This is a genomic window from Anaerocolumna chitinilytica (assembly GCF_014218355.1).
Taxonomy (GTDB): domain Bacteria; phylum Bacillota; class Clostridia; order Lachnospirales; family Lachnospiraceae; genus Anaerocolumna; species Anaerocolumna chitinilytica.
Map to the genome: position 1 here is coordinate 627991 of NZ_AP023368.1, position 12719 is coordinate 640709.

Sequence of the window (12719 nt, forward strand, 5' to 3'; positions counted from 1 at the left end):
GGGTGACGTGTTATAGTTATTAATGCTTAGGTAATTTAAGCTGTCAGCTTCAATATACTACGATAAAATATCCTATGCAAGACAGTAAAGTAAAAATATAGAAATATCCACTGTTCTGCAGAGATTTATCCATTGAAGACGGCAGTTAAGTTCCATAAGATTAATATAGATAAAAGAATAATAAAAAGAGAAAGAAACAGAAAGGACAATGAAAAATGAAAAAAAGAATTTTCCCAAGATTTGAAAATACCTACAAAGGTAATCTGCATTCCCATACGACACGTTCAGATGGAGCCTATGATTTGGAAACAGTTATAAAGGCTTATAAAGAAAAAGGTTATCAATTCCTGTGTATTTCCGATCACCGTAGATATTATATCAGCAGCATAAAGGATAATGAAGAGTTTATCATATTGGATGGTATGGAAGGGGAAGTGGGAGACAGCTGTTACCATATTCATGCTATCGCTGACTATAATGTGAATGTAAAGGAAAGATATGAGGCTGAGAGCATTTGGCCGGTTACAGACCAATCTCCCCAAGAAACAATCAATGAGTACAGGAATAAAGGGAATATCTGTATTATTAACCATCCCAGATGGACAAAATTCGAATATGAAGAGTTATTGGAACCGGAGGGATATTTAGGCATAGAAGTTTATAACCATAACTGTGACAGAGAAAGTCTTACCGGCTATGCTACGGATTACTGGGATTATTTACTGAGAAAAGGGAAGAAGGTCTATGGTTTTGCTTCTGATGATGCCCATGCAAAAGATCTTCATTGTAATGTAAAAGAATTCTTTGGCGGCTGGATCTGTGTTTCAGCAGCAGGATTAGCTCAAAAAGATATTGTAAGCAGTTTAAAAACCGGAGATTTTTATGCTTCAAACGGACCTGAGTTTCTTAGTATTGAGTTAGAAGATAACACACTGCGGGTTTGTACAAGCCCTGTAAAGTCCATAGCCTTTATAACCTGGCCGGAGCACGGAAGGAATGTTTATGACAGGAGCGGGATGGATGTAAGAGAAGCAGAATTCGCAGTTCCATCCGGTACACAATATGTAAGAATTGAAATTACAGACATAAACGGTAAAAAGGCATGGTCAAATCCACTGTTTTTTTAAGCCGCTAATAGATATCTCCATTCCGTTATACCTATAGATTGGCGACTGGGACTCCCAGGCACATGGGTGAAGGATGCTTCTTAATTATTCGCACCAACCGGCAGTGTAGAAATTTACACTGAAATCAAAAGTTTCGTCCATTGTGGGATGAAAGCAGTTTTTTTATAATAAAGACAGAAACAAAAGCGAGGAGGAATGGCATGGCAGCCGGAACAGTTAAAAAAGCAGAGCAAATATATGCCAAGAAGCCCATTATAAAAAGGCTGATAAAATTTTGGCCCTTATATTTAATGCTGCTACCCTGTATCATTTATTACATACTGATTTGTTATATTCCGATGGGAGGTATTGTTCTGGCATTCAAGGACTATTCCTTTCGAAAGGGGATTTGGGGAAGTCCCTGGGTAGGCTTTCGGTATTTTAGAACTTTCTTTAGCAGTTTTGATTTTGTACGCTTACTTCGTAATACTTTAACAGTGGGATTAATCAAATGTATTCTTGAATTTCCTTTTGCCATTATCCTGGCGCTGCTGTTAAATGAAGTCCGCAGTATGAAGTTTAAAAAGATAAGTCAGACGATTACTTACCTGCCCCACTTTCTGTCGACAGTAATTATTGTAACCATTATGCAGAGAATCCTGGCTCCTAATACCGGTGTATTAAACCAGTTGATTGGAAAGCTTGGCGGAGATTCCAGTACTTTCTTCTTAATGGAATCCAAATACTTTTTCCAGCTGTTGTTTTCCATGGATTTATGGAGAAATATCGGATGGGATTCCATTATATACCTGGCTGCTATCAGCGGTGTTGATCTGGCTCTTTATGAAGCTGCAAGTATTGATGGATGTTCCAAGCTCAAGAAAATGTGGCACATTACACTGCCAGGAATCAGAGGTACTATCGGACTCTTGTTCATTATAGGTGTCGGCGGCTTGCTTTCTTCCGGTTTTGAACAGATATTCCTGTTAAGAACCCCTGGAAATATGTCGGTAGCAGATACCCTGGATACCTTCGTGGTACGTATTGGTCTTATGAATGGACAGTTTGGTTATGCCACAGCAGTAGGACTTGTACAGGGAGTCGTTGGTTTGATTTTAGTAGTTGGATGCAATAAGCTTTCAAAGAAACTTACGGAAGTCGGTCTTTGGTAACAATATAATGCACTATTTAGAATGGGATTATGGCAACTGGTTCTAAATATTTAAGCATATAAAATGTTTTATTCCGGAAGTATTTTGCTTTTGGAATAGGCGAAAGAGGCGCATACTATGCGCAGGAATGGAGGTAATTTATGAGAAGAAGTATTTTGAAACGTTTCTTTGCAGTAGGTCTCGTTGCTGCAATGGTGGTTACAGGAACAACCGCCTGTTCAAAATCTGGGGAAAAAGCATCAAATAACAATTCAACCGAAACATCCGGTGAGGATAATGCGAACAAGCCGGACACCTGGATTGCAGACAGAACTATTACCGTGCAGGCTTATGTTGATGATATCGGAAACAGCCTGCCAAAGAATTTAAATGATACTGCAGTTATGAAGGAGATTACAAAGCGCACAGGTATAAAGCTGGATATCCAATATACCCCTGGCGACAGTGATTCCAGTGTAATGGCAGCCCAGCTGGCTTCCGGTACGATTCCGGATGTAATAGTATCCTATTTGGATAACTCTACCAGACCTGAGTTTCCTATACTTTTAAAGGCAGCTCGTGAGGAGATGTTTGCCGATGTCTCCGGTTACTTAAAGGATATGAAGGTTTACAATCGCTATCTGGAGAAAGATTATCTTCCCAATGATGCACAAAAGAATATAACTTTCCGTGACGAATTCAAGGGTGCTGCTTATATCCTTCCGCTTGCAGTTGATTCAGAAGACAGATCTATGGAGTATAATCCTGAAAATGCTTATGTAGGCGGTATGTACATCCAGAAATCCATCGTCGATGCTCTTGGCATTGATCCGAAAACAATCAAAACCCAGGATCAATTCTATGATTTATTAGTAAAAATCAAAGAGGGCAACTTCAAAGACGATAACGGAAATGCAGTATATCCTTTAGGACCGAAATATTGGGGTGGATCTCCTGATTCACTTAAGTACATTGTAGCCGGATATGACTGGGGTGTAAGTGACGGTTATAATATTACAGATGATGGCACCATTAAGCATGAAGCAGATACTGATTATGTTTATAAAAAGATTAACTATGTAAGAAAACTTTTAGCAGAGGGCTTAATGAATCCTGAGTTCTTTACGATGGATTCCACCCGTGCAGAAGAAGTATCAAGATCCCATAACTCCGCAATTATTGCAGATGTTCACAATTATCAGGATATTGTTTATACAAAAGATGAATGGTTACCATTAGGACCTTTAAATGATTTCACCGGAAGTAATTCTACCATTGTACATGGCAAGAGTAATTATGGAGCCTGGGCAATTTCAGCCGGTGCTAAGAATCCGGAAGAAATCCTGAAATTCTTTGATTATCTTTCAACTCCGGAAGGACAGCTTTTATGCCAATATGGTGTGGAAGGCCAGTCTTATAATATGGTTGACGGTAAGCCTGTTTTAACGGATGAGGCATTACAGAAGCTTAATGATGGAGATAAGGATTACCTGGTAGATAAGATTGGTGCCGGCTTCGGAAACAATGGCTGTGTATTTTTCTCTTATATGTTAACTAATATCGATAATTTAGGCAACTTTGGAGAAAGCCGTCCTGGTGCTGCTTCCAGTTCAACCTTCAAAAGATCTATTCAAATTGCAAAGGACTATCCAAGAACTTTAAAACTTGTTCCCGGTCTTGATGCAACTGCTTATCTTTCAGCAGATTCACTTGCAGATGTAAAAGCACAGATGTCCCTGTTAAACTATAAAGATATGCTGGTTCAGGCAATCTATGCGAATTCCGATGATGAAGTAAAACAGATAGTAGAATCCTTCCGTCAGCAATTAAAGCAGGCCGGAGATGACACCTTCATCGAATACATCAGTAAATTATATCAGGAAGATAAGAATACTATCGATTTCTATACAAAATAATTCTATTGCATACCGCAGGACTGCTTGCCGAGTGCAGGCAGTCTAGCAGGTTGCAGACAACCTGCCAGGTTGCAGACAACTTGCCAGATTGCAGACAACTTGCCAGGCAATGTAGCCCAGAGGCGGCAAGTTAGCTGCGGTATGCCTAAAAAGATAAAAGCATTACGCAAGTGCTGAAAATGAAAGGATAAGGTGCAGCTTATATGAAAAATAACAGGATTAAAGCCAGTTTATCCGAACAGGTATTACAGGTGGTCATCTATTGTATCCTAATAGGAATTTGTCTTATGATTATCCTTCCCTGTATTAATATCGTTGCTTTATCCTTTAATGACGGTAAAGACGCTGCCAGAGGCGGGATATATTTCTGGACCAGAAAGTTCACTTTGGCCAATTACAAAGAGGTATTTCAGGATGGTTCAATAACAAAGGCATACTTTATTACCATATCCCGTACGGTTATCGGGACCTTGGGAAGCCTTATAGTTACCTCTTTTGCGGCATATTCTTTGAAGGAAAAAGAGTTGCCGGGAAGAAAGCTTATTACGATTTTAATTACCTTTACAATGCTTTTTAGCGGCGGTATGATTCCAACCTACATCCAGTACAATAAACTGGGCCTTCTCAACAGTTTCTGGGTATATGTAGTTCCCAGTCTCGTCAGTGTTACATACCTATTAATGATGAGAACCTTTTTTGAAACAATTCCGGATAGCCTGGAAGAATCAGCGAAATTGGATGGCTGCGGATATTTTAAGATATTCTCCACGATTATAATTCCCCTAAGCAAACCCGTTATGGCGGTTGTTGGCCTATATACGGCGGTAAACCATTGGAATGACTGGTTCTCCGGAGCATTTTACATGCGCTCCAGTGCTTTATGGCCGGTTCAGACTGTATTGCAGCAGATGCTATCCAAGGCGATGGCGGCCAGGGAAGTTACGACAGTTTCCCAGGCGATAGCTCAGAATTCCAATACCGTTACCTCGGATTCCCTGAAAATGGCTGCCGTTGTTGTGACAACAGTACCTATCCTTTGTGTATACCCCTTTATTCAGAAGTATTTCGCCAAGGGAGCTATGATAGGTGCGGTAAAAGAATAAAATGATAGAATAGAACACAGGATTCTTTACCAACGTGTAAATCATATTATCAGGTAAATACCCATTCCGAGTAATCGGAAGGTACGGAATGAATGATGGAGAGTGCGGGGGTAAAGAATTTTTTTTATAGATATATCACATAGATAGAAGAATAAGTTGAAAAAACAAAAAGCAGTTTTTCAATTACTTATTCAGGAGTATCAAATCGAAGAATTGATACTCACGAAAGGAGTTAAAATGAATCATAAAAAATGGGACGTATTCATATACGGCGATGTGAACATAGATATTGTTATTCCGGGAATTGAGAAATTTCCGGAACCAGGTCAAGAGGATATAACCGATGTTATGGATACTTTTGTAGGAGGCGGAGCTGCTCTTTTTACATTGGGACTTGGCAAGCTGGGATTAAGGCCGGTGTTCCAAGGCTCTGTGGGAAATGATTGTTATGGAAAATTTATTCTGGAAGAATTTCAGAAGAGTAATGTGGACCTTTCCCTGCTAACTTACAGTAATCAGAATAAAACCGGCATTTCCTTAAGCTTCACCAATGAAAAGGACCGCTCCTTTCTGACATATCGGGGGACCAATTCGGAGATTAACATAGGAGAGGTTGACCTTGACAAGGTTGGGCAGGCAAGGCACATACATATAACCGGTTATGAGGGACAGAAGAATCACAGGGAGTATCAAAAACTTCTGACAGATATAAAACAACTGGATAATGTCAGTGTCAGCTTTGATGTAGGCTGGGATTCCTCTGGCGAATGGTATGAAGGTATTTATGAGCTGTTTCCTTTTATTGATGTTCTATTTATGAATGAAACTGAAGCAATTCACTATGGCAGAAAGACAGATGCCAGGGAGGCAATGAAAGATTTTGCAGCATATACGAAAATTGCAGTTGCAAAGCTTGGAAAAAAAGGTTCTATCGCTTACTCAGGCAGCGAATTCCATCAGGCAGCATCCTACCAGGTAAAAGCCGTGGATACTACCGGGGCAGGTGATTCCTTTAATGCAGGCTTTATTTATGGGTACTTAAAAGGGAAAGGCCTTGAGGAATGTCTGGCCATCGGAAATGCCTGCGGCGCCTTATCGGTGACAGCCTGCGGTGGAAATACGGCATTTCCGGACGAAGACAGACTGTATGAATTTATGAAAGAACAGAAAGAGAGGTTATAAATATGAAGATAGCAGTAATCGGAGGAGCAGGTGTCAGAACAGTAATATTTATTAATGGCTTATTGGCACGGTATAAGAAGTTAAACATAGATGAAGTGGTATTGTATGATATTGACAGTGAGAAGCAGGAGATAATCGGTAAGCTCTGTGCCCATGTAATAAAGAGAAAGAAGGAAGAATTAAAGGTGGGAATTGCAAAAAGTCCCATTGAAGCGATTACAGGGGCCGACTATATTGTAACGACTTTAAGAGTCGGCGGGGATCACTCCAGAGTGGTGGATGAAACAATTGCTCTTACAGAAGGAGTAATCGGCCAGGAAACCACAGGAGTAGGCGGCTTCTCTATGGCTGTCCGCACCATACCGGTACTTCTTGAATATTGCAAACTGATACAAGAACATGCACCGAATGCATGGATATTTAACTTTACAAATCCCTCCGGGCTGGTAACTCAGGCACTAAGAAGCGCTGGTTATGACAAGATTATCGGAATCTGCGATGCACCCAGCAGTACCAAATTCCGTATGGCTAATAGGCTTGGAGTAGAGGAAAAAGACTTATATGTAGAATTCTTTGGCCTTAACCATTTGTCCTGGATCAGAAGTGTTAAGAAGAACGGGAAGGAGATATTGGGTGACTTACTGGCAGATGATGATTTCTTAAACAGTGTCCAGGAATTTTCTATGTTTGACCCGGAGCTTTTACGCTCTATCGGTTATTTACCCAATGAATACCTTTATTATTATTACCACAGGGAAAAGGCCCTTAAGAATATCCAAAAATCCGGAGAGACCAGAGGAAAGACTATAGAAGCTGTTAATCTCCATATGATGGAGGAATTAAAAGCCATGGATATGGACGCGGACCCGGAAGGTGCACTGCAGATATTCCTCTATTATATGGCATTGAGAGAAAGCTCCTATATGAGTATCGAAACCGGAAGCGGTAAAAGGGAAGAAATTAAAAGAGGAAAGCTGGAAGTCCCGGATGGAATGGGCTATGCTGGTGTCATGCTGGACTGTATAGAAGGACTCCAAAGCGAGGAAGGTTACAGCCTGGTATTATCCGTAGAAAATCAGGGTTGTATTCAGGGCTTACTAGACGAGGATGTGATTGAGGTTACCTGTAAGGTGTCCAAAAAGGGAATCTGCCCGGTACCTATCGGTGAGGTACCGGAGCATGCTTATCTTCTGATGAGGCTGATTAAAATGTACGAAAAGCTTACGGTGGAAGCAATTATGCATAAGTCCAAAGAGACTGCCATCCAGGCTTTAACATTACATCCCCTTATTAATTCCTATTCCCTTGCCAAAACATTAGTAGAACGCTATGACGATGCCTATGGCATATTTTAGTCTGAAAGGAGAAAAAGATGCCTTTTGACTTTCACAATAGAGACAGAATAGAGAATCTTATAACAGAGTTAAAAGAACAGCGATATAAGAAACTTACGGAGATTAAGAGCTTTCACTGGTACCGGGATGACGGCAGTAATGGGAACAGAATACCAATGGGAGAGGCAGAGGAAGTAGGAATCGGTTTTCGCTGGAAAGGCTGGGACCAATATAACTGGCTATGTACTCAGATTGTGGTTCCGGAAGTTCTGAAAGAGGAAGAGGTAGTAGGACTTTTTGATTTTGGAGTACCGGAAGGCACCGGAAATAACAGCCATTTCGAAAGCCTTCTGTACTTAAACGGTGTTCCTCATCAGGGAGTTGATGGAAATCACAAGGAAGTATTCTTTGATGTAGCAGAAAACGGACTGGTACTGGACTTAAAATTCCGGGTATGGTCCGGACTTAGCGGCGGCGGAGTTCCAAAGGAGATGCCCATGGAAATCGAACGAGCGCAATTTGGAGTATTGGATAAAAAGGCGGATGAATTCTATTACCTTGCAAAAAATGCATTGGAAACCTACGACCTTCTGGATAAAAACAATGAGTATAAGGAATGGCTTCTCAATATACTGGTAAAAGCCTTTCAAATAGTGGATTATGCAAAGAAGGGCCATGATGAGTTTTATGAAAGTATAGAAAAGGCATTACTGTATCTTGACGAGAAGCTGGACGGAAGAGGAAAACCGGATATCAATGTTAGTCTCCTGGGACATACTCATATAGATGTTGCCTGGCTCTGGCAGCTTAAACATACAAGAGAGAAAGCCGCCCGTTCCTTTTCTACTGTAAACCGTATGATGGAACGATATCCTTACTACCAATTCCTGCAGACCCAGGCACAGCTTTATGATTTTATCAGAGAGAATTACCCGGATATCTATCAGAATATCAAGACAAGGGTAAAAGAGGGAAAATGGGAACCCTCCGGCTCCATGTGGGTGGAATGCGACTGCAATCTGGTAAGCGGAGAATCCTTAGTAAGGCAGATACTGCTTGGAAAGCGTTTTTTTGAAAAAGAGTTCGGTTATCAGAATGATTTTCTATGGCTGCCGGACGTATTCGGATATTCCTGGGCCCTCCCTCAAATACTGAAAAAATCCGGAATTCATACCTTTATGACAACAAAGATAAGCTGGAATGACAGCAATAAGCTTCCTTATGATACATTTCTCTGGAAGGGAATGGACGGCACGGAAATCCTGTCTCATTTTATAACAACACCGGATACCGATTCTACTTCCTATACCTATAACGGAGATACCAGACCATATGCAGTTAAGGGAATATGGGATAATTACAGCAATAAGGATATAAATAAGGACCTTTTGATAGCTTATGGTTACGGTGACGGCGGAGGAGGACCAAACCGGGATATGCTGGAGACAATAAAGCATCTGAATAAGCTTCCCGGAATACCTCATATCAAGACGGAAAGTGCAACAGATTATTTTCACAGGCTCCAGGAGAACCTTAGGAATAATGAAATGGAAGGCTATCTTCCGGTATGGGATGGTGAGCTGTATCTGGAATTCCACCGGGGTACCTACACCTCTCAGGCTTATAATAAGAGGATGAACCGGAAAATGGAATATTCCCTTCGCAGTACCGAGATGTTATCAGTCCTGGCGGCTGAGCTGACACAACTTTCGTATCCTTATAGTGAGCTTAAAGAGGCATGGAAAATTGTGCTCTGTCATCAGTTTCATGATATTCTGCCCGGTTCCTCCATACGAGAGGTCTATGAAGACAGTAAAGTGAATTACGAGAAGGCGGAAAAACTTCTAGAGGACGTCAGAGAGAAAGTAAATAAGAGCCTGTTTATTCCAGAAGAGGGTACTTATACGGTATTTAATAATTCCAACTGGCGGCGAGACTCCTATGTCCTGGTAACAGAAGGGGAAAGGGAAGCAGTATTTGTCAATGAGAAGGGTGAAGAGCTGGAGAGTATGCCGGTAGCTGAGGGAGTTCTTGTTTTCGTTAAGAATATGGAGCCTTTTTCCTTTACCATATTAAAACAGAAGCCAGAAAAGACCTCCGCCTTAAGGAATGTCAGGACAGAAGGAGATATAAATGAAGTCTCCAATGCTTTTTACAGAGTGTCCTGGAATTCAAAGGGGTGGCTTACCAGTATCTATGACAAGTGTGCCGGCAGAGAAATCTTAAAAGCAGGAGAATGGGGAAATGTTCTCCAGGTGTTTGAAGATAAACCCAGATGCTTTGATGCCTGGGAGCTGGAAGCAACTCATCACGATAAGCAGGAAAATGTGGAGGATTTAAGAAAGGTAACGGTGGAAGAAACTTCACTTGGTATCTTTGTGACCTTCCATTGGACATATAATAAGTCAGCAATAACCCAACGTATGTGTCTGTACCATGAAAAAGCAAGGCTTGACTTTCAGACAGAAGTAGATTGGCACGAACAGCAAAAACTTCTAAAAGCAGCTTTCCCTGTAAATATCAGAGCAGTTGATGCAAGATTTGATATTCAATTTGGAAATATCCGAAGGCCGATTACCAGAAACACAAGCTGGGAAGCGGCAAAGTTCGAGGTGGTTGCACATAAGTGGGCGGATATCAGCGAAACGGGATATGGCGTGGCACTGTTAAATGACTGTAAGTACGGTCATGATATTACGGAGGATATGCTTCGCCTAACATTGATTAAATCTGCCATTGACCCCGATTACAGTGCAGATCAGGGCTTTCATGAATTTACATATGCCATCTATCCTCACAGGAATGAGTGGTATGAGAGTGATTTGGAAAAAGAAGCCTTTGATTTGAATAACCCTATAACTGCAATTCCCGGAAGAGCTGTCTTTAGTATTGATAGTTTCTTACGTTTTAGTGAAGAGAATATCTCCGTTGATTGTATGAAGCAGGCGGAGGATACAAAGGAGATGGTTATTCGCTTCCATGAATTTACCGGTGCCAGAAAAACAATAACCGTGGACTGCAGTGTTCCGGTAAAGGCATGGTGTGAAAGTAATTTGATGGAAGAGGCAGAGGGCGAGTATCAGACCGGCCCTGTACGCGTTGAAGTAAAGCCTTATGAAATAAAGACCCTGCTGTTTAGATTCTAATATAAGAACAAAAATAGAAGATTTACCCAGCAATTTGTAGTATAATTTGAATGTTATTAGACGATAGAGCGAAACAGGCATATTTTAAAAGTCATAGAACATAAAAGGAAAGGGAGGAAGAGAGGTATCGCAGTTACAGGTGATAGCTAAACATATATGATATTTATAATAAATAACCGGTATCAATCTACAGGTTCAAACGAGCTTCTTGTAATTCCCTATGTAACAGAGGAGGAGCTCATCCAAAGATTGAAAAACCTGTCGGAAGTTAAGGCTAAGGAAATTCAGTCGGAGAAGATTCATGAGAAATATACAGAGTTTCAGGCAGCAGCGGATGTAGAGTTCTGGAAGAAGCTTAACTTCTGCTTTCAGAATATGCAGTCAGGGGCAGCAGGCGGTACAGAGCAGTTGATAGGAGTGCAGAATGGGACAAACGGGATTGTTCCGGTGCGCTTTCTGAAACTAAGAAAGGGAAGAAACTCCTGGCAGGAGTGTTTAAATGATACCTTTCGCAGCCTGGGCCGAGAGCTGACCGGTAACTGCGGTATTCTGCTGGAGGGATTTTCTTTAAGAGAGCTTCCCCTGGAGACTATTACAGAGATTCTTGTAAGAGCAATGTATTATGGTGCTTATTCCTTTCGGAAGGAAAGATTACAGGAAATCACCGTAAAAGGGGTATATTCGCTAAGGGAGGAATTAAAGGATGAAAAGGAATCCTGCAGGGTTACACTTATTTCTGGCGCTGACTTAAAGAGCAGTATAAAAAAGGCAGCGGACTATGGCGAATGCATCAATTATGCCAGGATGTTAGGAGATATTCCTTCAAACTACCTTCATACCAGTGAGTTTACCGGATATCTTAAAGAGCTGGCGAAGGATTACGGTATTGAATTTGAGGCATTAGGGAAGAAAGAATTAAGTACACTGCACTGCGGAGGAATCCTTGGAGTAAACAGCGGCAGCAAAGAGGAGGCTGTATTGATTTCTCTTTACTATGAGGGCGAAAAAGGTGCTCCGATAACTGCTCTTGTGGGAAAAGGAGTTATGTTTGACAGCGGCGGGTATCATTTAAAATCCCTTTCTTCCATGGAGGGAATGAAATATGATATGTGCGGAGCTGCAAATCTGGCGGCAGCCTTTGAAATTGTCCTCCGGCAAAAGAGTAAAATAAATCTTTTGTTACTTATCCCAGCCGTTGAGAATTTAATCGGACCGGATGCTCTTCGAATGGGAGATGTTATTACTACCATGTCCGGCAAGACTGTGGAGGTATATAATACGGATGCAGAAGGCAGACTGATTCTGTGTGATGCGCTGACCTATGCGCAAAAAAGAGGAGCCGGGAGAGTTCTTGACCTGGCGACCTTGACCAATTCCTGCCGGAAGGCATTGGGGGATGAAATCTCCGGTATCTTTTACAACGACGAAACGACAGGCGAGGCTTTTTTGGCTGAGGCCAAACACCAGGGTGAAAAAGTATGGAGGCTTCCTCTAGACCAGAGCTATCACCGCCTTTTATACCGTACCCAAACAGCAGACCTTATCAATTATGCGCCGGAAGGTGATGGAGGAGCAAGTGTTGCGGCTTGCTTTCTGGAAGAATTTATAGAAGAGGGCACAGCTTGGATTCATCTGGATATCGTCGGAACCTCCGTAAACAGAAGTGCTGACAGGAAGCAGGTAAAAGGGGCCTCCGGTGTTCTGGCGGCTTCGGTGGCAGCCTTTTTAATACAGCAGGTATAGGAACAAAGAGTGAAAGAAAATATGATTTGAAAGGATGC

General features: G+C 41.5%; 8 protein-coding genes. All 8 read left to right on the forward strand.

What is annotated here, in order from left to right; all coding sequences use genetic code 11:
- Nucleotides 1–215: 215 nt before the first annotated feature.
- The 8 genes from bsdcttw_RS02865 (at nucleotide 216) to bsdcttw_RS02900 (ending at nucleotide 12681) form a co-directional block, all read left to right on the forward strand.
- Nucleotides 216–1127, forward strand: a complete 912-nt coding sequence (locus tag bsdcttw_RS02865) for a PHP domain-containing protein (protein WP_185257917.1) — start codon at nucleotides 216–218, stop codon at nucleotides 1125–1127.
- A 200-nt stretch (nucleotides 1128–1327) separates the two neighbouring features.
- On the forward strand, nucleotides 1328–2278 hold the full coding sequence (locus tag bsdcttw_RS02870) for an ABC transporter permease (RefSeq protein ID WP_185257918.1): 951 nt from the start codon (nucleotides 1328–1330) through the stop codon (nucleotides 2276–2278).
- A gap of 140 nt (nucleotides 2279–2418) precedes the next feature.
- The gene (locus bsdcttw_RS02875) at nucleotides 2419–4173 is read left to right on the forward strand and encodes an extracellular solute-binding protein (protein WP_225903774.1); all 1755 of its coding nucleotides are present in this window, start codon (nucleotides 2419–2421) and stop codon (nucleotides 4171–4173) included.
- Between the two features lie 203 nt (nucleotides 4174–4376).
- Nucleotides 4377–5276: a carbohydrate ABC transporter permease gene (locus bsdcttw_RS02880; RefSeq protein WP_185257919.1), complete on the forward strand. Its 900-nt coding sequence runs from the start codon at nucleotides 4377–4379 to the stop codon at nucleotides 5274–5276.
- A gap of 237 nt (nucleotides 5277–5513) precedes the next feature.
- The gene (locus bsdcttw_RS02885) at nucleotides 5514–6458 is read left to right on the forward strand and encodes a carbohydrate kinase family protein (RefSeq protein ID WP_185257920.1); all 945 of its coding nucleotides are present in this window, start codon (nucleotides 5514–5516) and stop codon (nucleotides 6456–6458) included.
- Between the two features lie 2 nt (nucleotides 6459–6460).
- A complete protein-coding gene (locus bsdcttw_RS02890) occupies nucleotides 6461–7813 on the forward strand; it encodes a family 4 glycosyl hydrolase (protein WP_185257921.1) in 1353 nt (450 codons plus the stop codon).
- 17 nt (nucleotides 7814–7830) lie between these two features.
- Nucleotides 7831–10938, forward strand: a complete 3108-nt coding sequence (locus bsdcttw_RS02895; protein ID WP_185257922.1) for an alpha-mannosidase — start codon at nucleotides 7831–7833, stop codon at nucleotides 10936–10938.
- Between the two features lie 156 nt (nucleotides 10939–11094).
- Nucleotides 11095–12681 (forward strand): leucyl aminopeptidase family protein, encoded by a 1587-nt coding sequence (locus tag bsdcttw_RS02900; RefSeq protein WP_185257923.1) that lies wholly within the window; start codon nucleotides 11095–11097, stop codon nucleotides 12679–12681.
- Nucleotides 12682–12719 lie beyond the last annotated feature (38 nt).